Origin of the sequence: Bradyrhizobium sp. RP6 (genome assembly GCF_003837805.1) — a bacterium.
Taxonomy (GTDB): Bacteria; Pseudomonadota; Alphaproteobacteria; order Rhizobiales; family Xanthobacteraceae; genus Bradyrhizobium.
The window spans coordinates 870908-893636 of the sequence record NZ_RQIT01000001.1 but is presented as its reverse complement, the minus strand read 5'-3'; the positions used below and the strand labels follow the sequence as shown (position 1 = coordinate 893636).

Here is a 22729-nt window from a genome sequence, read left to right as displayed (position 1 = left end):
GTGAACCAGCCAGCAATTTCGCCGACGCTCGACACACTGTTTCAGCGCACGCTGATGCGGCAGCCGCACGCGCTTGCTCTGCTCGATCCCCTCAACAAGGCGCGCGTGACCGGGCACCAGCCGCGGCGGATGACCTATGCCGAGGCCGATACGGCCATCGAGGCCCTGTCGGCGCATTTCGTCGAATCGGGCCTTCCGGCCAATTCCGTGATCGCGATCCAGCTGCCGAATACGGTCGAGTTCGTGCTCACCGTGCTCGCCGCCCATCGCGCCGGCCTCGTCGTCGCGGTGCTGCCGCTGCTCTGGCGACACGCGGAACTGACCGCTGCGCTGAACCGCACCGCGGCGCGCGCCATCGTCACCATGAGCACGGTCGACGGCGTCAGCTATGCCGATCTCGCGATGCATGCCGCAGCCGAAGCCTTCTCCATCCGTCACGTTTGCGGCTTCGGCGCCGATCTCCCGGAAGGCATGGCGTCGCTCGACGATGTCCTCGCCCGCCCGCCCGGCCTCACGCGCGCCGTGATCCAGGACGGCCGCAAGGCGGCGATGATCTCCTTCGACGTCACCGCCGAAGGCTTCCGTCCCGTGCCGCGGCCGCATTTCAGCCTGATCGCCGGGGGACTCGCCATGTCGCTGGAAGCCGACATCAGGCAGGGTGCGACCGTGATGGCGACATTCGCCCCGATGTCGTTCGCGGGCCTCGCCTCCTCGCTCGCGGTATGGCTGCTCTCGGGCGGCACGCTGGCGCTGCATCACCCGTTCGAGAACGAGGTGCTGGAGCAGCAGGTCAACGAGCACGAATGCGAGGTGCTGATCGCGCCGGGGCAGCTCGCCTTGCGGCTCGGTGCTGCCGACCTCGCGGCACGGATGCCCTCGTTGCGCAACGTCATCGGCCTGTGGCGCGCGCCCGAGCAGGTTGCGGCGAGCGATGCCTGGATCGCGCCGCATGCGCCGCTGACCGACGTCTATCTGTTCGGCGAGGCCGGACTGTTCGGAGCCCGCCGCGGCGAGGACGGCATGCCGGTACCGGTCATGCCAGGGCCGCACGGCGCCCCGCGCGAGCAGTCGGGCTCCTCCATTGCCGGCGAAGTCCTGCTGACACCCAAGGGCACGCTCGGCCTGCGCGGCGCGATGGTGCCGATCGCGGCCTACGCCCCGCCGCAGCCGGTCGGCGAGACGCTGACCGCGCAGCCGCCGCGCGACTATGTCGACACCGGATACGCCGCGCGGCTCGACCGTCCGAGCGGCGCGATCTGCATCACTGCGCCGCCCTCCGGCATCATGGCCGTCGGCGGCTACCGCTTCCTCTCCAACGATCTCCAGGAATGGGCGCGCCGGCTCGGCCAGGGCGCCCTGCTCACGGCGCTGCCCGACCGCCTCTCGGGTCACCGGCTGGCCGGACGCGCCCAGGACAATGCCCGCGCCCGCGAGGCGCTCAACGAGCTCGGGCTTAACCCCCTGATGGTCGAGGCCTTTCGCGACCGCTCCGGGCCGGTCTAGGCATAGTTTTGCGCGTTCCGTTGACGCTGCATTAAGGCGGCCAAACTAGATTGCGCGACATCTGTTGCTTGATCAGAGTTTGTGGATGTCTCAGGCGGGCCCGATCCTGTTTGTGTCCGATGCCGAGCGCCCCGCCTTCGCGGCAGCGCTGGACGAAGCCCGGCTCTTTCCCGTCGTCGACACCGATTGGACGAGTGCGGCGCGCGCGGTCGATGAGGTGCAGCCGGCCGCGGTTCTCGCTGCGCTGCATGCCGGACACGAGCCGCATGTGGCCGCGCTCGCAAAGAAGATCGCCGACCAATCGCCTTACGTTCCCTTCGTGACGCTGGATGCGGCGGGCACGCTGCCGCACAACGCCCTGCCCTTCTCCTCGCGCGGCGGCAATCCCGAGCGCCTGATCGCGCGGCTCCGTGCGGCGCTACGCGTGCGCACACTGCATGCAACGGTTCTGCGCCGGCTGCCGGAAGCGAAGGTCGCGCTGCCGGACGGCGATCCCGCACGCGATGCCACCGTGCTCCTGATCGGTCGTGGCGCAGCCTATCCCGCGCTCTCCGTCGCGCTCGGCGAGCGCGTCGGCGTGGTCGGCGTGCTCTCGATCGAAGCCGCCGCCAAACATCTCAACACCCGCGACCTCGACGGCGTCGTGCTCGCCGACGGTTTTACCCCGCGCGTGACCGATGCCTTCCTCACGGTGCTCGCGGAGGACACCCGCTTCCGCAGCCTGCCGGTGGTCCTCACCGCGCATCAGCTGACGCAGACCTATGATCTGCCCAATCTCGAGCTGATTGCGGGCGAGCCGGCGAAGGTCGCCGCCAATGCGCTGCCCTTGATCCGCCAGCACGCGATGGAATCACAGCTGAGCCGAACGCTGCGCTCCATCGATGCCGGCGGCTGGCTCGATCCGCGCAGCGGCCTGCTCACGGTCGAGGCCTTTGCCCGCGATTTCGCCAAGGCGGTCGAACAGGCGCTCGCCCGCGGCGGCGGCCTCTCGGTCGCCCGCTTCGCTTTCGATCCCGGCAATTCCCGGGCCCAGCTCGATGCCGCGCGCATCCTCAGCCGCCTGATGCGGCAGATGGATTTTGGCGCGGCGCAGAAGGACGGTTCGGTGATTGTCGTATTCGCGGAGACCGACTTCCGCACGGCGCACATGATCGCCCGCCGTCTGTCGGCGGTGATGCGGCACACCTCGAACGGCAAGCACGAGATGCGCAGCGATCCCGTGGTCAGCGTGGATTCGCTGTCCCCGTCGGATACAGCGCGGTCGCTGCTGGCGCGGCTGTCCGCCGACGCGTCGCGGGCGGCATCCTAGCCGTTTGAAGCATCTCCTGACTTGACGGGGTCGTTGATGCCTGCCGCTACGTCTGCGCCAGACTAAACGCCACCATTCGCCGTCGATTTCGCGTGGACCGGCTGGGCGGGAGTGACCAGGAGAAAGCTAACGGAGTCGCTCAGGAGTTCGTGGGCGCGATCGACAATGTCCTCCAGAGAGATCGTCTTCGCGAACATGCGCTGCGCTTCGGCCAGCAGCTGGTCGCGAGTCGGCACGCTGGGCAAACGCAAGTCGGCTCGCTGCTGCAACAGAAGGAGCGCGTCCCGCAGCGACAATTCGGTTTCATGAATCGATGTCTTGATCGCCGACGCGATGTGTTCGGGATTGAAGCGGCCGGCAAGCTGCTCGGCCGCTTGCCTTATCGCGCGCGATCCCAGCCGATGCTCGTTGCGCAGAACCTGCACGGGTGGCGTCTTCAGATCCCAGACAATTCCGAGCCAGGACATCACCACCAGAACATAATAGGTCAGATCGATTTCATACCAGTAGAAGCCCTGCCGGGCGCTGGCCTGATAGGCGTGGTGGTTGTTGTGCCACCCCTCGCCCATCGTCAGTAATGCGAGCAGCCAGTTGTTTCGAGAGTCATCGCCCGTCACATACCGCTTGTGTCCATGAACATGTGCGAGCGAGTTGATGCAGAACGTAGCGTGATACAGAACCACGGTGCTCCAGAGGAATCCGACCACGAGTCCCGACCACCCGCCGATGAGGAAGCAGAGCCCCGCGAGCACGACCGCCGGCAAAAGCTCCAGTCTGTGCAGCCACATCAACTCGGGATACGACGCCAGATCCGACACTTTCACCAGGTCGGTCCCGTCGTGCTGCCGATAGAATATCCAACCGACATGGCTGTACAAGAAGCCCTTGTGCCGGGGTGAATGCACATCCTGCGCCGTATCCGAGTGCAGGTGGTGATGGCGATGCTTGGCAGCCCACCACAGAACGCTTTTCTGAGCGCTGCTCTGGGCAAGGAAGGCAAGGACGAATTGAAACACCCGGCTCGTCGCGTAGGCCCGATGCGAAAAGTACCGGTGATATCCGGCCGTGATCGCAAACATGCGCAGCCAATACAGAACGATGCAGATTGCGACGGCTTGCCACGAAATGCCGGACCAGACCGCCGCGGCGCATCCTGCGTGGATCAACAGAAATGGCAGCACCTGCGGATACATGACGTCATCATGTTCGCGGCTTTGCTCGATATTCACGGACACGCTCGAACCTCAGCTGTTTCGATGGGCAGACCACCGCGCATGCGGTGCAAAAAACCCGCGGCCGGTAAACCAGTCGCGGGTCGCAAGAACCTGAAGCTCTGCCAATACATCCATGGTCAAAGCGACAAGCGCCGGCTGCGGCAGCTTATGCGGCGCGCAGATTGTCCGCAGCAGACTTGCCGGTCCGGCGGTCTGCAACGACGTCGAAGGAAACCTTCTGACCCTCGTCGAGGGAGCTCATGCCCGCACGTTCAACCGCGCTGATATGAACGAAAACGTCCTGGCCTCCCTGGTCCGGCTGAATGAAACCGAAGCCCTTCTGGCTGTTGAACCACTTCACAGTTCCCGTCGTCATGGGGAGTGTCCTTTAGATAGATAAGTCTTTAGAGCCGCACAGGAGTGCGGTCAGTGAATTCGAGATCTGGAGGGAGGGTCATCAGTCAGGCGCGCAAACAGCGGCGAGGCCAAGTCGTTCGGCCGAAACTCGAAGATCCGAACATGGCTATCTATTAGTCATTCCGCAAGTGACGATATGTCGCCCCCTTCGGGTCCAAGTGCGGTGCGCTGTTCGCGCTGTTCGCACTTGGCTGGACTAGCCGCTTACGCCGCCTTCTTGCTCTCCGCGAGCTGCGCCAGCTGCCGCATGATCTCCGTGGTGCCGGCGAGACGCTCTTCCGGGGTCTCCCAGTCCTGCAGGAACACAACCTTCATGTCGGGCCGCACCTTGGCGGCCTGGCCGTGGCTGCGGATGAAGGTCACGAGGCGGTCGGGATTGGCGAAGGAATTGTCGCGGAAGGCGATGACGGCGCCCTTTGGACCGGCATCGATCTTCTCGACATTGGCTCTGCGGCAGAACGCCTTGATCGCGGCGACCTTGAAGAGATAACGCACCTCGTCCGGCAGCACGCCGAACCGGTCGCGCATCTCCGCGCCGAAATTCTCGATCTCCTCCTCGGTATCGAGATCGGCAAGGCGCCGGTACAGCGACAGCCGCACCGAGAGATCGCTGACATAGTCCTCGGGAATCAGCACGGGCATGCCGATGGTGATCTGCGGCGACCAGCGGTCGGCTGCAGGCTCGGAGACGCCGGCCTTGAGGTTGACGATCGCCTCCTCCAGCATCGATTGATAGAGCTCGAAGCCGACTTCCTTGATATGGCCGGACTGCTCCTCGCCCAGGAGATTGCCTGCGCCGCGAATGTCGAGATCGTGGGAAGCGAGCTGGAAGCCTGCGCCCAGCGTCTCCAGCGATTGCAGCACCGTGAGCCGGCGTTCGGCCTGCGCCGTGATCTTCTGCTGCGCCGGCAGCGTGAACAGCGCATAGGCCCGCAGCTTGGAGCGGCCGACGCGGCCGCGCAGCTGATAGAGCTGGGCCAGGCCGAACATGTCGGCGCGGTGCACGATCAGCGTGTTGGCGTTGGGGATGTCGAGGCCGGACTCGACGATCGTGGTCGACAGCAGAATGTCGAACTTGCCGTCGTAGAACGCGGTCATGATGTCCTCGATCACGGCGGGCGGCATCTGGCCGTGCGCGACCGCGACCTTCATCTCCGGCACGTTCTTGTCGAGGAAGTCCTTGACCTCGGCGAGATCGTCGATGCGCGGCACCACGTAGAACGCCTGACCGCCGCGATAGCGCTCGCGCAAGAGCGCTTCGCGGATCATCAGGGGATCATGCGGGGCGACGAAGGTACGCACTGCCAAGCGATCCACCGGAGGCGAGGCGATGATCGAGAGCTCGCGCACGCCGGTGAGCGCCAGCTGCAGCGTCCGCGGGATCGGCGTCGCCGACAGCGTCAGCACGTGCACCTCGGCACGGAGCGCCTTCAGCCGCTCCTTGTGGCTGACGCCGAAATGCTGCTCCTCGTCGACGATGAGCAGGCCAAGGTCGCGGAACTTGATCGTCTTGCCGAGCAGCGCATGGGTGCCGACGACGATGTCGACGGAGCCGTCGGCGAGGCCCTTCTTGACCTGGTTCAGCTCCTTGGTCGGGATCAGCCGCGAGGCCTGCGCCACGTTGACCGGAAAGCCCTTGAAGCGCTCGGTGAAGGTCCTGTGGTGCTGCCGGGCGAGCAGCGTGGTCGGCACCACCACCGCGACCTGCTTGCCGTCGAGCGCGACCGCAAAGGCGGCGCGCAGCGCGACTTCCGTCTTGCCGAAGCCGACGTCGCCGCAGATCAGCCGGTCCATGGGCCGGCCCTTTTCGAGGTCCTTCAGCGTGGACTCGATGGCGCCGAGCTGGTCCTCGGTCTCGTCATAGGGGAAGCGCGCGCAGAACTCGTCATAGAGGCCCTGCTGCACGGGCAATTTGGGCGCCTCGTGCAGCATGCGCTCGGCGGCGATCTTGATCAGCTCGCCCGCGATCTCGCGGATGCGATTTTTCAGCTTCGCCTTGCGGGTCTGCCATCCCGAGCCACCGAGGCGGTCGAGCTCGACCGTGGTCTGGTCGGAGCCGTAACGGGACAGCAGCTCGATGTTCTCGACCGGGAGAAACAGCTTGGTCTCGGCGGCATAGTGCAGCTCGAGGCAGTCATGCGGCGCGCCGGCGACATCCAGGGTTTGCAGGCCGATGAAGCGGCCGATGCCGTGCTCGACGTGGACGACGATGTCGCCGGCAGCAAGGCTCGTTACCTCCGAGATGAAATTGTCGAGCTTGCGGCTGGCCTTGCGCGGCCGCACCAGGCGGTCGCCGAGAATGTCCTGCTCGCTGATGAGGGCGATCTCGTCGGTCTCGAAACCGCTTTCGAGGCCGAGCACGGCGAGCATGGTCTCGTTGCGCGGCGTCGCCTGCACCGTCCGCCAGCTGTTGACGCTGACGGTGTGGGCGAGCTTGTGATCGCGCAACATCGACGTCATGCGGTCACGCGAGCCTTCGGTCCAGAGCGCGATCACGACCTTCTTGCGCTGGGCTTGCAAGGCCATCACGTGCGCGACGACGGATTCGAACACGTTGATGGCGGTGTCGTTGCGCTCCGGGGCGAAGTCGCGGCCCTTGCGCGCGCCGGCATCGACGACACTCGTTCCGTCAGTCGGCACGGAGAACGGCGTCAGCCGCGCCAACGGGATATCGCCGAGGCGCTTGCCCCATTCCTCGTCGGTCAGGTAGAGCCGATCGGGCGGCAGCGGCTTGTAGATCGCGCCGCCGCCGGGATGCTCCATCGCCTCGCGCCGGGCCTGGTAGTAGTCGAGGATCTGCTTGAAGCGCTCGCGGACGGCATCCTCGGCCTGCGGCTCGATCGCAACAGTCGCGCCCTGCAGATAGTCGAACAGCGTGTCCATCCGGTCCTGGAACAGCGGCAGCCAGTGCTCCATGCCGGGATGGCGGCGGCCTTCGCTGACCGCTTCATACAGCGCATCGTCGCGCTCGGGCGCGCCGAACTCGGCGACATAGCCCATGCGGAAACGGCGGATGGTATCGGTGACGAGCTGGAATTCCGAGACCGGCACGAGGTCGAGCGAGCGCATGTCGAGCAGCGTGCGCTGGGTCTCGGCGTCGAAGCTGCGGATCGATTCCAGGCTGTCGCCGAAGAAGTCGAAACGGACCGGCTGTTCGAGGCCGGCCGGAAACAGATCGAGGATGCCGCCGCGCACGGCGTATTCGCCGGGCTCGCGCACGGTCGAGGAACGGTTGTAGCCGTTGTGCTCGAGCCAGGCGACGACGGTGTCCATCGGCACCACATTGCCCGGCGCGACCGACAGCGCCTGCGCCGCGACGAGTTCGCGCGCGGGCACGCGCTGCACCACCGCGTTCACCGTGGTCAGCACGATCAGCGGCTTGTCGCTGCCGGTGAGCGAGGCGAGTCGCGCCAGCGTGGTCAGGCGCTGCGCCAGGATGCCGCCATGCGGCGAGACGCGGTCATAGGGCTGGCAGTCCCAGGCCGGAAAGGTCAGCGCCGGCAGATCCGGCGCGAAGAATCTCAGCGCGCGTTCGAGCTGCTGCATGCGCCCGCCGTCGCGGCACACGACCGCAAGGCTGACGGCCGGCTTCTTCGGCCGCGCCGCGATGGCGCGGGCGAGATCGGAGACGACGAGACCTTCGGCGCCCTCGGCGACATTGGCAAGCGTCAGCGCGCGGCCGGGCGTGAGCAGCTCAGCCGGCGACTTCATCCCCTGCTTCATAGATTGCCGTCCGTGATCGGAAACGCCTTGATGCGGGCGAACAGCGCACCGGTGACATCGGCCGGCAGCACCTTGTCGCCGGTGATGGCGGCATAGAGATCGGGATCGTTGACCTCGAGCAAGGTCTCGAGCTGGCTCAGCTCGTCATCGGACAAGTTGCCGATCTCGGCATCCGCGAAACGGCCGAGGATCAGGTCCATCTCACGCGTGCCGCGGTGCCAGCAGCGGAACAGAAGCCGCTTGCGGCGGTCGTCCAGCCCGTCGCTCGATCGTGTCGTTCCCGTCATGTCTCAAATCCAGCCAAACGCAGAAAGCCCGGACGTGCCGGGCCGGGGTGATATAGCCACTCGAGGCGGCCGTGTCAGCCCTTTGTTGTTGCAATTGTTTACGGTCGTCATTGCCGGGCTTGCCGTCTTCGCAAAGCTTCGCCGGCCTGCTATCGGGAGCCCGGCGAAGCCCCTTGCGGAGCCGGGACCCGGCAATCCATCCTCGTGAATAGATGGATGCGCGGGTCGAGCCCGCGCATGACGATTGTTGCACGAATGCGCCCCAGCCTGCTCAATCCGCTGTTTGCTCCCGTGACCAGCCTGCCCGGCGTCGGTCCGAAGCAGGACAAGCTGTTGCAGTACCTGCTCAGCCGCAGCGAGACGCCCCGGCTGGTCGACCTGCTGCTGCATCTGCCGAGCCAGGTCATCGACCGCCGGGCCCGGCCGAAGATCCGCGACGCGGTGGTTGGAACCACGGTGACGCTGGAAGTTACCGTCGATCGCCACCGCCCGCCCCCGCCGCGCAACGCGCGCGCGCCGTATCTCGTCTACGCCAGCGACGATACAGGCGATGTCGTGCTCACGTTCTTCCGCGCCAATCCGGGCTATGTCGAAAAACTGCTGCCGGTCGGCGAGAAGCGCTACGTCTCCGGCACGCTGCAGATGTACGACGGCATCCCGCAGATCGTCCATCCGGACCGCGTGCTCGACGAGGAGGCGATCTCGAAACTGTCGGGCATCGATCCGGTCTATCCTCTGACCGAGGGTCTCGCGCTCGGCTCGCTCCGCCGCGCGATCGCGCAGGCGTTGCAGAAGCTTCCTGCCTTGCCGGAATGGATCAGCCCTGAGGTGCTGCGCCGCTGCCACTTCCCGCCGATCGCGGAAGCACTCAACCGCGTGCACCAGCCGGTCGAGCTGACCGACATATTGCCGGACCAGCCGTTCTGGTCGCGCCTCGCCTTCGACGAGCTCCTGGCCGGCCAGCTCGCGCTGGCCCTGATCCGCGCACAGCTGCGCCGCCCCGCCGGCGTCCGCAATGCCGGCGACGGGCACCTGCGCAACAAGATCATCGACGCCCTTCCTTACGCGCTCACCCCATCCCAGCGCAGCGCTGCGGCCGCCATCGCCGAGGATCTGAAGCAGCCCGTCCGCATGCTGCGGCTGCTCCAGGGCGACGTCGGGTCCGGCAAGACCGTGGTGGCGCTGCTCGCAGCCGCCGCCGTCGCCGAAGTCGGCAAGCAGGCCGCGCTGATGGCGCCGACCGAAATTCTGGCGCGTCAGCACATCAAGACCATTGCCCCGCTCGCCGAGCGCGCCGGCATGCGCGTCGCCATCCTCACCGGCCGCGAGAAAGGCAAGGAACGGCGTGAGATCATCGCCCGGCTCGCCGCAGGCGAGATCGATCTCCTCGTCGGCACCCATGCGCTGATCCAGGACGATGTGATCTTCCATGATCTCGCGCTCGCCGTCGTCGACGAGCAGCATCGGTTCGGCGTGCGCGAACGGCTCGCGCTGACGTCCAAGGGCGAGGCGGTCGACGTGCTGGTGCTGAGCGCGACGCCGATTCCGCGTACGCTGGTGCTGACCTATTTCGGCGACATGGACATCTCCGAGCTGCGCGAGAAGCCCGCCGGCCGCCAGCCGATCGACACCCGCGCGGTGCCGATGAGCCGGATCAGCGAGGTCATGGAGGGGGTCGGCCGCGCGCTCGAAGCCGGCAAGCTGGTCTACTGGATCTGCCCGCTGGTGGATGAATCCGAGGCCGAAGGCACCGAGCATCTCACCAATGCGACCAAGCGGTTCGAGAGCCTGCAAAAACGTTTCGGCGGGCGTGTCGGCCTCGTTCACGGCCAGATGAAGGGCACCGAGAAGGATCGCGTCATGGGCCAGTTCGCCGCCCATGAGATCGGGCTCCTTGTCGCGACCACCGTTGTCGAGGTCGGCGTCGACGTGCCCGCCGCGACCATCATGGTGATCGAGAACGCCGAGCGTTTCGGCCTTGCCCAGCTGCACCAGCTCCGCGGCCGCATCGGACGCGGCTCCGAAGCCTCGACCTGCATTCTGCTCTATGGCGAGCCACTCGGCGAGATGTCGAAGGCGCGGCTGAAAGTGATCCGCGAGACCACCGACGGCTTCCGCATCGCCGAGGAGGACCTGAAGCTACGCGGCGAAGGCGACGTGCTGGGCGTGCGCCAGAGCGGCCTGCCCGGCTATCGCATCGCGCGCCCGGAGGTGCACGGCCAGCTGATCGCCCAGGCGAGAGACGAGGCGCTGCGGATCCTTAAAGAGGATCCGAAGCTGAAAGGCGAGCGCGGCGAGGCGCTGCGCTGCCTGCTGTATCTGTACGAGCGGGACGAGGCGATCCCGCTGATCGGGGCGGGTTAGCCGGCCGCTCTTCGTCGCCCAACCTCGTAGGCCGCCACATGCGCGCGGGCGAGATCCAGCAGCGGCGTGTCGATGCCGAGCGCACGGGCGCGATTGGCCATATCGCCCAGGATGTGCTCTGCCTCGGTGATCGAGCCGCGCTCGATGTCGCGCAGCATCGAGGCCTTGAGCGGCGAGTCCAGGGTCGTAAACAGCTTTCGGTCGAACTCGATGAACGGATCGCGCGGCGCAAAACCGGAGGCCGTCGCAATGGCGCAGCATTCGGCGAACAGGCGGAAGATGGACTGCTCCCCGTTGGGGACGGCCAGGATGTCTCCGATGCTCGCGCGCATCAGGCAGGTGATGCCGGCGAGCGTCGAGAGCTGAACGAACTTCTCCCACATGTCCTGCATGATCGCTTCGCTGGCGCGCACGTCGATCCCGGGGATCTGGAGCAGCTTTTCCAGGGCGAGCGCACGTTCGCTCAGTGCGCCCGCGATCTCGCCGAAGACGATGGTCTGATTGGCCATGAAGTGAACGACCCGGCCCTCCGCATCGAGCCCGGCGCTGACATTCGCGAGCCCGCCGAGGACACGAGCCGCGCCGAACCTGGCGGTGAGAGTGTCGAGATGTTTCAACCCGTTCAGGATCGGCAGGATCATCGTGTCAGGACCGACGGCGGGCGCAAACTGGCTCATCGCGTCATCCAGCGAATAGGCCTTCACGCCGACGAGCATGACGTCGAACGGCTCCTTGAGTTCACCGGCCGCAAGAAGCTTCGGTTGCACCGCGAAGTCGCCGTGCGGGCTCACGACCTGCAATCCATTCCGCCGCAATTGCTCGGCCCGCTTCTCGCGCACCAGGAAGGTCACGTCGCGGCCTGCCCGGACGAGGCAAGCGCCGTAATACCCGCCAAGCGCGCCCGCGCCGATCACCAGCACTCTCATTCGAACTCCGATGCGCCTGCTTCCGCAGAATAGTAACAGATGGGGCTCGCGCCGTCTCCTCCCCGTCATTGCGAGCGAAGCGAGCAATCCAGAGTCTCTCCGCGGAAAGATTCTGGATTGCTTCGCTTCGCTCGCAATGGCGATGTGGGTGGAGTTCGGCACACGTTGTACGTTTGAAACGCGACCGGGACGTCCAAGGCTTTCTGGAGTCGTTTTCGGCAGTCCCTGACGACTAGGTCTTCTTCTGCGCGATGCTCGCAGCGAATGCCTTCATCAGCTCCGCATCAACCGCCTCACCTGTCGCATCCGCCGCGAGATGCTCGAACCAGCGCGCAAAGCCCTCGTAGATCTGGCTGGCCGGGTGATCGAGCCCGAGGAAGCCGGAAATCTCCCGCATCTCCGCGACCCAGCGATAGGCTTTCGGGATCATGTCGGGCAGCGCCACTTCGAGCCGCGCCAGGATCGCCGGCTGGCTGAGCGCAAGCTCGTCGCGCAGCGCATCAGCCGCACCCGCTTTCGTGGCCGCGATCACCATGGCCGAGCCGATGCCGGCGAGGCCCTTGACGATGCCGGCATAGGACATTTTCAGAACGGATGCCGCGCCCACCGGGCCTTCGACGATTCGCACCTCGAGGCCGAAGTCCTTCAGCACGGCGACCTCGCTGGCGAACTCGCCGGACATGTAGAAGGCCGGGCCCTTGCCACCCGGCTGCGGAGGGAAGCCGATAATGCCGGCATCGACGAACGGCGCCTGGGCCGAGCCGATGATCTCCTCGATCCTTTGCACGGTATCGACATTGACGGCGTTGCAATCGACCAGGATCGGCTTCTTCTCGCGCCTGACGATCAGCGCGGCCAGCCGCTCAGCCAGCGCGACGGCTTCGCCCGGCGGCACGATCGAGAGGATGATGTCGGCCTCGGCGATCGCCTCGTCCTCGGCGCCGACCATGCCGGCGTCTGCCGCGCGCTTCAGCGTCGCCTCGCTGCGTCCCTTCAAGCAGGTCAGCACGCGCGCGCCATGTTCGTTGAGTCGACGGGCAACGGCGCTGCCCATGGCACCGGGCGCGAGGATCGCAATGGTCTTGGACATCGTGCACTCCAAATCGTTCCGAGCGAGGCGCCCGGTCAATCGGAGAGTAGCAGATGACGAAAACGCCTGCGTGAACGCGGCCATCCCGCGGGGGAATGGCCCTACTCCGCCTTCGCAGGCTCGGGCTGGAGCTTGGAGGCATTGGCGATGCGCGCGGCATTGGCGACGCCGGCAAGCGCCGCCGCCTTCTTCGGATCGGGGGCCGAGCCCGGCTGCACCACGCCGGCCGACATGATCAGCGTCGCGGCATCCTCGGCGGTGAGATCGACCTCGATGATCTTGCTCTTCGGGACATAGAAGAAGAAGCCGGTCGTCGGGTTCGGCGAGCACGGCAGGAACACCGAGACGTGCTCCTCCTGGCCCGGCAGGTTGCGCGCGATGTCCTCGTTCGGCGATTGCGAGATCAGCACGATCGACCACATGCCCGGCGAGGGAAACTCGACCAAGCCCACTTTCCGGAAGCTCGAGCCCTTGCCCGAGAACAGCGTCTCGAACACCTGCTTCAGGCCGCGATAGATGGCACGCACGGCCGGGATCCGGCCGAGGAAGGTCTCGCCGACGTCGACCAGCGTCCGGCCGATCAGATTGGCCGCCAGGAAGCCGACCAGCGTCAGCGTGAAGAATGCGACGACCAGTCCCCAGCCGGGAATGACGTAGGGCAGATAGGTTTCGGGTCGGTAGGCCAGCGGCACAAATGGCCGCACCACGCCGTCGACCCAGGTGACGAACCACCAGACCAGATAGAGGGTGATCGCGATCGGTCCCGTCACTACGAGGCCGGTCAGGAAATAATTGCGGAAACGGCCGATCAGGCCGGTATGCGGTTCCGGAACAGGCTCAAGAGGCGCAGGCGCGTCGTCGCGGGGGGTCATTCGGGTTCCAGGTCGGTCGCTGCAAACAAGCTAGGGTCTTCTAGCAGGTTTTGGAAGACCACGACCGACCGATATCCCGTCCGGCTATTCCACGGTCACCGACTTGGCGAGGTTGCGAGGCTGGTCGACGTCGGTGCCCATGACGACAGCCGTGTGATAGGCGAGCAGTTGCACGGGGACGGCATAGACCATCGGTGTGAAGGCCGCCGCCATGTCGGGCATGACGATGGTGACGAGGGACTCGACGGTCGCCTCCGCGGCGCCCTTGGCATCCGTCATCAGGATGATGTTGCCGCCGCGCGCGGCGACCTCCTGCATATTGGAGACAGTCTTTTCGAACACCCGGTCATGGGGCGCGATGACGACGACCGGCATGGTCTCGTCGATCAGCGCGATCGGCCCGTGCTTCAGTTCGCCGGCGGCATAGCCTTCGGCGTGGATGTAGGAGATCTCCTTCAGCTTCAGCGCGCCTTCGAGCGCCAGCGGGAAGCTGGTGCCGCGGCCGAGATAGAGCACGTCGCGCGACTTGGCGATCCTGTGCGCGAGCTTTTCGATCTGGGGCTCGCTGGTGAGCGCATCCGCCATCAGGCGCGGGACCTCGACGAGGCCATGGACCAGCCTGGTCTCGTCCTCGTCGGACAATTCGCCTCTCGCCTTGCCGGCCGCGATCGCAAGGTTTGCCAGAACCATGAGCTGGCAGGTGAAAGCCTTGGTCGAAGCGACGCCGATCTCCGGTCCCGCGAGCGTTTGCAGCACGGTCTCGCTCTCGCGCGCGATCGTGGAGGTCGGCACGTTGACGACGGCGACCGTGTGCACGCCTTGCGCCTTGGCGTAGCGCAGCGCGGCGAGGGTGTCGGCGGTCTCGCCGGACTGCGAGATGAAGATGGCGAGATCGCCCTTGCGCAAGGGAGCCTCGCGGTAGCGGAATTCGGAGGCGACATCGACCTCGACCGGCACGCGCGCAAAGCGCTCGAACCAGTACTTCGCGACGAAGCCGGCATAGCTCGCGGTACCGCACGCCGTGATGTTGATGCGCTGGATGGTCTTGAAGTCGAACGGGAGCTTGACCGGCAGCGCAACGCGCTCGGTCGCCATGTCGACGTAGCGCGCCAGCGTGTGGCCAACCACTTCCGGCTGCTCGTGGATCTCTTTTGCCATGAAGTGGCGGTAATTGGCCTTGTCGACCATCGAGGTCGAGGCGGCGTGCCTGATCCTGTCGCGCTGGACGGTGTAGCCGTCCTTGTCGAAGATCGTCGCGCTCTTGCGGGTCAGCACGACCCAGTCGCCGTCTTCGAGATAGCTGATCGTGTCGGTGAACGGGCCGAGCGCGATGGCGTCGGAGCCGAGATACATCTCACCGTCGCCGTAGCCGATCGCCAGCGGCGGTCCGTTGCGAGCCCCGATCATGAGGTCGTTGTCGCCGGAGAAGATGAAACCGAGCGCGAAGGCGCCGCGCAGCCGCGCCAGCGTCAGCTTGACGGCTTCGACCGGCTTGTTGCCGCGCGCGAGCAAATCGTCGACGAGATGCAGCACGATCTCGGTGTCGGTCTCGGTGTGGAACACCGTGCCGTTCTTCTCGAGCTCCTCGCGCAGCTCGCGGAAATTCTCGATGATGCCGTTGTGAACGACAGCGACGCGCTCGGTCGCGTGCGGATGAGCATTGTTGACCGTCGGCTTGCCGTGAGTGGCCCAGCGCGTGTGGCCGATCCCGGTCGTGCCCTTCAGAGGCTCGGCCTCGAGCCGCTTCTCCAGATTCTTCAGCTTGCCCTCGGCGCGGCGGCGCTCGAGGTGCGCACCTTCGAGCGTGGCGACGCCCGCGGAATCATAGCCGCGATATTCAAGACGTTTGAGCGAATCCACCAATTGCTCTGCAACCGGCTCGCGCCCGAGAATGCCGACAATCCCGCACATGCGGATCACTATCCCCCAAATCGTCGAAAAATCGCTTAAACGACGCGTTCAGTTTTTAGCGAAATTCCCCGGGAACCACATACTCAATAATTATTGCCGATTGAGACAGCACCGGGCGATCTGCGCTTTGCCTGCGTCGAATTGGCCGGCCTTAAACCGCGCATCTTAACTTGTTGTCAACAGATTTGACCAACGATTGACCCCGGAGACACAAGGTCATGAAGGGCTCGTCCGACCGCGAAGGCCTGCCATCGATGTCCGTCCGCGCCAGCGAGACCACGGGCACGCACCTTGCGCATTGGCCGCCTCCCCAGCGCGGCAAGGAAAGCAAGCCTGTCTTCGTCAAGCATTCACGAGGCGAGCCGGTGAAGCGCGCCAAACCGCGTGGCTGGCGCCTGACCCGCGCCATCTTCTCCGAATTCGCCGACGACGAATAGCCAACGCAAGATCCTCATGGTGAGGAGCGCGGAACGCGCGTCTCGAAGCATGAAGGCCCGAGCATCGTGCGGGGCCATCCTTCGAGACGCCCGCCTCCAGCGGGCTCCTCGTGATGAGGGCGGAGTGCGCCTACGATACGGTGGACTAAGCGCCGCTTACTTCTCCGGCTTCTTGCCGCCCCTCTTCATCTCGCGATATCGCGCCGCGCCGCCTTCCCTGATGACCTGGTGGGTGCGCTCCAGCGCCATCGCATCGTCGGGTACATCCTTCGTGATCACCGAGCCGGAGCCGATATAGGCGCCCTTTCCGATTGTCACCGGGGCGACCAGCGAAGAGTTGGTGCCGACAAACGCGCCCTGCCCGATTACCGTTCTGTGCTTCTTGAAGCCGTCGTAGTTGCAGCTGATGGTGCCGGCGCCGATGTTGGAGTTGGCGCCGACCGTGGCATCGCCGATATAGGAGAGATGATTGACCTTGACGCCGGCCTCGAGCGTCGCCGCCTTGGTCTCGACGAAATTGCCGATGCGCGCGCCGTCGCCGAGCGAGGTGCCGGGACGAAGCCGCGCATAGGGACCGATCGAGACGTTCTTGCCGAGCGTGGTCTCGACGATGTGCGAGAATGAATGGATCACGGTGTCGTCCGCGATCGACACACCGGGGCCGATCACCACGAACGGCTCGATGGTCACGTCCTTGCCGAACACGGTGTCCGCGGAGAGATAAACTGTCTCCGGCGCGATCAGAGTGACGCCGGCCTCCATCGCCGCCTTGCGCAAGCGCGCCTGTATCACGCCTTCCGCTTCGGCGAGCTGCGCCTTGGTGTTGATGCCGCGCACCTCGTCCTCGCTGGTCTCGATCACCACGGACTCCCATCCTTTTTCGCGGACGATCTCGACTGCGTCCGTCAGATAATATTCGCCCTTGGAGTTCGCATTGCCGATTTGCTCAAGGATTTCGAGTGCGCGGCGGCCGTCGATCGCCATCACGCCGGCGTTGCACAGATCGATCTTGCGCTCGTCCGCACTGGCGTCGGCTTGTTCGCGGATCGCGACCAGGCGGTCGCCCTCGACGATGAAGCGGCCGTAGCCGGTCGGATCGGCGGCGCGAAAGCCGAGCGCGGCAATCGCTGCGCCGCTGGCGAGCGGCGCGCGCAGCCGCGCAAAGGTCTCGGCCGAGATCAGCGGCGTGTCGCCGAATGCGATGAGGAGATCATCCGCACCGCGCGCGATCGCCTCGCGCGCCGCCAAGACTGCGTGCGCGGTGCCGAGGCGTTCGCTCTGCACGAAGGTGAGCGTGTCGGGGCGGATGCGCTTCGCCTCATCCGCGACCACCTGGTGATCGGGGCCGATCACCACCGCCAGCGAGGTGCCGGCTCCCTTGGGTGCGGCGGCGAGCACATGCGCGAGCAGCGTCTGGGACGCCACTTGATGCAGCACTTTCGGCAGGCTCGATCGCATGCGCGTACCTTCGCCGGCGGCGAGCACGATCGTGAGGCTGGAACGGGCGGTCATCGAAATCCTGACGGACTTAGCCGAATCAATTGGCGTGACGGGCAGCGAGCCCCCTCGGAAGCTATCGCCTTGCTACCCCCGCAAACGCCCGGAATTCAAGTGCGAGGCGCTTTTCCTGTTAATGTTCCCTGATTGATTCGGGGAAGCCCGGACCGGGGCTGGGCACTTAACGTACATGGCAAAGGATTCCGACCGACTGGCGGATGCCTTCGGCACCAAGGAGACCGGCGGGCTGTTCTCCGGACTTTTGGCGGAGGAAAGCGCGTTCGACCGGCGCATGATGTGGCGGCTGGGCTCGTGGGGCGTAGCTGCCGTGGGCGCAGTGGTCGTCGCGGTGATGGCCAACCAGACCCAGCTCGGCTGGCGGCGCGACCAGGCTGCCGCCGCCGATCTCGCGCGCCAGGCCGACCGGCTCCAGATGCTGACCAAGGAGAGCCAGAACGAGGCCCGCCGGCTCGCCGCCGCCATCGAGACGCTGAACTCGGACCGCGACCGGCTCTATTCGCGCGTCACCGTGCTGGAGCAAGGGCTCGATTCCGTCACCGGTGCCATTGCAAAGCAAACCGCCACGCCGCAGCAGGGCGCGAAGCCGCAGGACCCGGCACCCGCAGCTCCCAGCGTCGCGCCGGTCGCCTCTAGTCCAACTCCGCCAAGCGAGAAGCCGCGCACCGAGGCCGCCAGGGATTCTCAGAAGGATATTCCGAAGGAATCGCTGAAGGAGGCCCCGAGCCCACCGCCGCAGACCGCAGCCGCCGCCTCGCTCGTGCAGCAGACTCCGGCAATGAATTCGGCGCTGCCGGCCATTCCGCTGGTGCCGTCGAAGTCGCTCATGGCGCCGCCGGATTCATCCGCACCGAAACTGGCTCAACCGGAGGCCGCTGAGAAGGCTGCCCAGCAGAAGGCCGAGCCGGCGCCCGCCGCCGCCGAGGTCGTCGCGGCAGCAACCAAGCCCCCCGAAGCAGCCGAGAACGAATCCCCAGCGATCGCGGTTCAGCAGACTCGTTTTGCGATCGATCTCGGCGGCGCCAACTCGATCGACGGCCTGCGCGCGCTCTGGCGCGGCCTGACCAAGTCCCATCCGGAGATCGCGGCGCTGCGGCCGATCATCATGATCAAGGAAGGCACCACCGGCCTCGGCATGCAGCTTCGCTTAGGAGCCGGCCCACTGGTGAACGCCGCCGTCGCCGCAAAATTCTGCGCGAGCCTCGCCGAGAACGACCGTCACTGCGAGACCACCGTATTCGATGGTCAGCGCCTATCGATGCGTGGCGGCCAGGAGAAGGGGCAGGAGAAGGGCCAAGAAAAGAGCCAGGAAAAAGCGCAAGAGAAAACTCAAGACAGGGTTCAAGAGAAGAGCTCGGAGAAGAATCAGGACGCGGCGCCGCAAGCCGAAACTGCGCCGAGCGCAAAGCCCGAGAAGCCGCAGCGCCGCCGCAACTACTCATCGAAACGATCGAAGCGCGAGGAGCCTGCGCCCGCTCCCGCGGCGCAGCCCGCGCCGGCGCCGGCGAAACCGGAGGCAGCATCTACGTCTGCGGGATCGACGCTGTCGTCGTTCTTCAGACGCTAGCGAGCACGATCCGGAAAAGTGCGCAGCGGCTTTCCCTCGCGACAAGCGCGGAACGCGTTTGCGCGGAGATCATGCTGAAACATCAACCTAAAGGGCGATGACGAGTCGTCCTGATCGCATCTCGCCTTAGGGAATGGACTCCGCTTCACCTGAACGCGCGGTGAATGACGGCATCTCATCGCGCACGCAGCCGGACTCATTTTTCAGCCCGTCTTCGAAACCAGCCGCCCGCTGCCAAGTTATCCCGGTCACGAACCGGAGCGGCCGACAGGCAGAAGCACTCGTGCCCGCCTCCATGACCAAGGGAGACACAGGTGAAGACACTCGTCATCGCAACGGCCGCTGTTCTCGCGGCATCCTCGGCGCTTGCGCAAACGACAAAATCGCCGGGCGCTTCGAGCAACGCACCGGGCCAACAGATGCAGAACACGACGAAGAAATCGACAGGTCCCGGCGCCTCCGAATACGCGCCGGGCCATCAGACCAACACCACCGCTGGGCCGGGCCACTCGGAAAGTGCACCCGGGCAGAAGATGCAGAGCACCACGGGTTCGAGCACCAAGAGGAAGTGACGACGTAAGGCAAGTCGTCAACTCCGCCAGACGGCGCCGACCTTCCCGGCCGGCGCCGTCGCGCTGTCAGAGCTCGCCGCACCGCACGATCCCGATGATCGCTCGACCGTGCATGCGACCAACGGACGCTTGGACCTGAGCCGCTCTTTCGCAGCAAGCTTGCAGTCGTTTCCGGCGCAATCCAAATGTCGCTCTTTTTCCGAACTCGTGGGTTTTTATGAACGAGCTGGATGATGTCCTCAGGCTTCTCGTCGCGGCCGGAACGGGGCTGCTGATCGGCGTCGATCGCGACATGAACGACAAACCGGTGGGAATGCGAACCCTGGCGCTGGTGGCTCTCGGCTCCGCGCTGGTTTCGATCTCCGTGATCGAGTTCCAGAACCTGCGCGACCACCCGGATGCGATCTCCCGGGTCATTCAGGGCGTCGTTGCCGGCGTGTTGACCGGCGTCGGCTTCATCGGGGCCGGCGTCATCCTGCACGACGCCAAGGCGAAGACGGTTCACGGCCTCACCACGGCCGCAACGGTCTGGATCGCGGCCGGCCTCGGCATCGCCTGCGCATTGGGAGCCTGGCTGCTCGTCGGAGCAGCCATCGCGGTGACGTTGCTCGTGCTGTTCGTGCTGGGCTGGGTCGAGCGCCGGCTGGGGTTGAAATGACCTTGGCGTCGGGCACCAGGGAGCAGGGTCAGCTCTGATGGCTTCTCGCGCGAACCTACTCCATGCGCGCCTTTTCCTTCAGATCCCGTATGCGCATCTCCGCTTCGTCCTTTGACTGGACGATTTCCGACCAATCGTCGACGCGCGCCTCCTTGCTCAGCCTCTTGAGTTCGCTCAGCTGCTTCTGCGTTGGCTTGTCCATGCTCACTCCTCGACCGCAACATGCGTTGGGTGTCACATTGTTCAGAACCAGCTCAATCCTTGCATGTTCCTGGACGCCGCCCGGGCGAGCCGGATCAGCGGAAACATCGCCTGCCCTGTTGCCTGTCCGCCCCATCCCGACCATATTGCGCCCATGACAAAAAAGCCCTTCCGCCTCACGCCCTACCAGGTGCAGTTCCTGATCGTCGTCGGCTTCCTCTCCGTCGGCTATGCCAGTTACCTGCGCTATCTCGGCATCGAGCTCTCGACAGTCGCACTTGCCTGCGACGCCGGCCTGCAGACTGCGATCTGCAAGGCGCGTTCGGTGGCGACCGTCCTGTTCAAGAATTCGGTGTTCGGCATCGTCGCGCTGGTGGTGGCAACGCTGAACCTGATGCGGCCGTCGATCGTGCTGCTCACCGTCGGCATCGTCGCCGCCGGCCTCGGCATCGTGCTCTACAATGTCGTGCTGTCGGGCCTTGCGATCGGCCTGTTCATTCTCGGATTTGCTCGGCCCGCGCCCGCCACAGCGTGAGGGCGAACAGGAGATAGATCGCGCAGGTCCACAGCGACTGCCAGTTGTCGCGGCCTTCGTTGACCAGCACATAGGCGGCCGACAGCGCCAGCACGCCCGCGAACACCGCTTCCGCGATCGGACGCTGGCCGATCTGCGGCCGGTTCAGCATCAGCAGCGCGAACGGCACCACCGCCATCGTCAGCGCGGCGTAGGGAAAATCCTTGTAGCGCGGGTCGAACACGAAGCCGAGCGCAGTCGCGGCCGCGATCACCGCGGTCACCGCGAGGGTCAGGCCGAGCACGGCGGTCAGCTTCGACCATTTCCGGCCCTCGCGCGGGCCGAGCAGATCGAGGAAGGTCGGCAGGCTGCGGCCGATCACCATCGCCTGCGCGCAGAAGATCGGCGACAGGATGCCGGCGAGCAGCAGCGCGCCCCACAGCAGCCAGCCACCGATGCCGTAGCTCTCATAGTACATCTTGTCGATGCCGATTCCGAGCAGGATACCCGCCGTCGTCGCCGAGATGCCGACGCCGAGCCAGGCCGGGAAACGCGGCGTCCAGGGCCGCCGGCGCAGCGTGATCAGCGCGACCGCGAACACCAGCACGCTGAGGCCCATGCCCGCGCCCATGTACCATTTCCAGTACGGGAAATTGCTGATCGGCTCGCCCGGCGGATATTTCAGGCTCCGGCGCACCGAGTCATACAGGCCCCAATAGCCGCCGACGGTGCCTTCCAGCCTGCGCTTCCAGGGCTGGTCGTAGGACTCGATCAGATTGACGCGGAACTTGTGCGTCTTCGCAAGGCTCAGGATTTCCGAGACGACCCGCGCCTGGTTGGTGCGCGACGGCAGCGCGCCGTCGCGCATGCGGCCCTCGCTCGGCCAGCCGGTTTCGCCGATCAGGATCTCCTTGCCGGGAAACGCCACCGCCATGCGCTCGCGGATCTGTTCGACATGGGCGGAGGCGAATTTCGCCCTCACGGGGAAATCCTCCCAATACGGCAGGATGTGGATCGTGACGAAGTCGACGGCGTCATAGACCTCGCGGTTCTTCAGCCAGTACTCCCAGACATCGGCATAGGTGACGGGCACGCTGACCTGCGCCTTCACCGAGCGGATGATCGAGATGAGGTCCGCCGTTGTCATCTCGCCGCGCAGCAGCACCTCGTTGCCGACGATCACCGTGGAGATGACGTCGGGGAATTCCTTGGTGAGGCGAACGGCGAGCGCGGCCTGCTCGAAGTTCTTGGCGCGGTTGCTGGAGAGCCAGATGCCCTGCAGCACTTTCAGCCCGCCGACCTTGGCGGCGATCGCCGGCACCTGGTCGAGCCCGTTCTCCATCGAATAGGTGCGGACGCAGTCGGTGATTTGCTTGAGCTGGCGCAGGTCCTGCTCGATCTGGTCGGCCTCGATATGGGTCCATGCGTCCAGCGGCGACTGCTCGCCGCGGAACGGTGCGTAGGAGACGCACTGGACCTTGTCGGCGGGATCGATCGGGGCGCGCGCGAGCGTGATCGGTGTGGCAAGCCACCACCACACGGCAGCGATCGCACCCAGTGAAACGAGCAGAAGCGCCAGTGGCGTACGAAGAGAAATCGGTTCCGTCCTCCGCGAAGGGTCCGTCGATTACCTGCTCACACGCCTTCTG

At 65.6% G+C, this 22729-nt stretch carries 19 protein-coding genes; 8 read left to right on the top strand and 11 right to left on the bottom strand.

Features of this window, described 5'->3' with window-relative positions; all coding sequences use genetic code 11:
- Together EHH60_RS04655 and EHH60_RS04650 are read left to right on the top strand one after the other, a co-directional pair.
- On the top strand, positions 1-1503 hold the full coding sequence (locus tag EHH60_RS04655) for a class I adenylate-forming enzyme family protein (RefSeq protein ID WP_124158267.1): 1503 nt from the start codon (positions 1-3) through the stop codon (positions 1501-1503).
- An 85-nt stretch (positions 1504-1588) separates the two neighbouring features.
- Complete coding sequence (locus tag EHH60_RS04650; RefSeq protein ID WP_124158266.1) at positions 1589-2812, top strand: GGDEF domain-containing protein; 1224 nt, start codon at positions 1589-1591, stop codon at positions 2810-2812.
- A 62-nt stretch (positions 2813-2874) separates the two neighbouring features.
- Here EHH60_RS04650 and EHH60_RS04645 read toward each other — a convergent pair whose 3' ends face one another.
- From EHH60_RS04645 to EHH60_RS04630, 4 genes are all read right to left on the bottom strand, one after another.
- Positions 2875-4005, bottom strand: coding sequence for an acyl-CoA desaturase (locus tag EHH60_RS04645; protein ID WP_199751302.1), 1131 nt, complete (start codon positions 4003-4005; stop codon positions 2875-2877).
- Between the two features lie 187 nt (positions 4006-4192).
- The gene (locus EHH60_RS04640) at positions 4193-4402 is read right to left on the bottom strand and encodes a cold-shock protein (RefSeq protein ID WP_124158264.1); all 210 of its coding nucleotides are present in this window, start codon (positions 4400-4402) and stop codon (positions 4193-4195) included.
- Positions 4403-4647: 245 nt separating this feature from the next.
- A complete protein-coding gene (gene mfd, locus EHH60_RS04635) occupies positions 4648-8166 on the bottom strand; it encodes a transcription-repair coupling factor (protein WP_124158263.1) in 3519 nt (1172 codons plus the stop codon).
- Entirely contained in the window at positions 8163-8453 is a 291-nt protein-coding gene (locus tag EHH60_RS04630) for an FAD assembly factor SdhE (RefSeq protein WP_124158262.1), read from the bottom strand. Before EHH60_RS04630 ends, mfd begins: the two co-directional genes overlap by 4 nt.
- 255 nt (positions 8454-8708) lie before the next feature.
- On the opposite strand from EHH60_RS04630, the gene recG reads away from it, so the two are divergent.
- Complete coding sequence (recG, locus tag EHH60_RS04625; protein WP_124158351.1) at positions 8709-10817, top strand: ATP-dependent DNA helicase RecG; 2109 nt, start codon at positions 8709-8711, stop codon at positions 10815-10817.
- Here recG and panE read toward each other — a convergent pair.
- From panE to glmS, 4 genes are all read right to left on the bottom strand, one after another.
- Entirely contained in the window at positions 10814-11743 is a 930-nt protein-coding gene (panE, locus tag EHH60_RS04620) for a 2-dehydropantoate 2-reductase (RefSeq protein ID WP_124158261.1), read from the bottom strand. The genes recG and panE overlap by 4 nt on opposite strands.
- A 232-nt stretch (positions 11744-11975) precedes the next feature.
- Complete coding sequence (locus EHH60_RS04615) at positions 11976-12833, bottom strand: NAD(P)-dependent oxidoreductase (protein WP_124158260.1); 858 nt, start codon at positions 12831-12833, stop codon at positions 11976-11978.
- Positions 12834-12934: 101 nt separating this feature from the next.
- Positions 12935-13705 carry a DUF502 domain-containing protein gene (locus EHH60_RS04610; RefSeq protein WP_124158259.1) on the bottom strand — a complete coding sequence of 257 codons (771 nt, stop codon included), beginning with the start codon at positions 13703-13705 and terminating at the stop codon, positions 12935-12937.
- Between the two features lie 84 nt (positions 13706-13789).
- Positions 13790-15616 carry a glutamine--fructose-6-phosphate transaminase (isomerizing) gene (gene glmS / locus EHH60_RS04605; protein WP_124158258.1) on the bottom strand — a complete coding sequence of 609 codons (1827 nt, stop codon included), beginning with the start codon at positions 15614-15616 and terminating at the stop codon, positions 13790-13792.
- A gap of 218 nt (positions 15617-15834) precedes the next feature.
- Between glmS and EHH60_RS04600 the strand changes: the two genes are divergently transcribed.
- Positions 15835-16053 (top strand): hypothetical protein, encoded by a 219-nt coding sequence (locus EHH60_RS04600; protein ID WP_124158257.1) that lies wholly within the window; start codon positions 15835-15837, stop codon positions 16051-16053.
- A 156-nt stretch (positions 16054-16209) separates the two neighbouring features.
- Here the strand turns inward: EHH60_RS04600 and glmU are convergent, their stop codons facing one another.
- Positions 16210-17565 carry a bifunctional UDP-N-acetylglucosamine diphosphorylase/glucosamine-1-phosphate N-acetyltransferase GlmU gene (glmU, locus tag EHH60_RS04595; protein WP_124158256.1) on the bottom strand — a complete coding sequence of 452 codons (1356 nt, stop codon included), beginning with the start codon at positions 17563-17565 and terminating at the stop codon, positions 16210-16212.
- A 175-nt stretch (positions 17566-17740) separates the two neighbouring features.
- Between glmU and EHH60_RS04590 the strand changes: the two genes are divergently transcribed.
- From EHH60_RS04590 to EHH60_RS04580, 3 genes are all read left to right on the top strand, one after another.
- Positions 17741-19135: a hypothetical protein gene (locus EHH60_RS04590; protein WP_124158255.1), complete on the top strand. Its 1395-nt coding sequence runs from the start codon at positions 17741-17743 to the stop codon at positions 19133-19135.
- Between the two features lie 314 nt (positions 19136-19449).
- Entirely contained in the window at positions 19450-19707 is a 258-nt protein-coding gene (locus EHH60_RS04585; protein ID WP_124158254.1) for a hypothetical protein, read from the top strand.
- 217 nt (positions 19708-19924) lie between these two features.
- Positions 19925-20365, top strand: a complete 441-nt coding sequence (locus EHH60_RS04580; RefSeq protein ID WP_124158253.1) for an MgtC/SapB family protein — start codon at positions 19925-19927, stop codon at positions 20363-20365.
- Positions 20366-20420: 55 nt separating this feature from the next.
- Here the strand turns inward: EHH60_RS04580 and EHH60_RS37060 are convergent, their stop codons facing one another.
- Positions 20421-20567: a hypothetical protein gene (locus EHH60_RS37060; RefSeq protein WP_158626713.1), complete on the bottom strand. Its 147-nt coding sequence runs from the start codon at positions 20565-20567 to the stop codon at positions 20421-20423.
- 153 nt (positions 20568-20720) lie between these two features.
- Between EHH60_RS37060 and EHH60_RS04575 the strand changes: the two genes are divergently transcribed.
- Positions 20721-21101, top strand: coding sequence for a hypothetical protein (locus EHH60_RS04575; RefSeq protein ID WP_124158252.1), 381 nt, complete (start codon positions 20721-20723; stop codon positions 21099-21101).
- Here the strand turns inward: EHH60_RS04575 and EHH60_RS04570 are convergent.
- Positions 21061-22620, bottom strand: coding sequence for a glycoside hydrolase family 17 protein (locus EHH60_RS04570; RefSeq protein ID WP_245454385.1), 1560 nt, complete (start codon positions 22618-22620; stop codon positions 21061-21063). The genes EHH60_RS04575 and EHH60_RS04570 overlap by 41 nt on opposite strands.
- Positions 22621-22729: the final 109 nt, after the last annotated feature.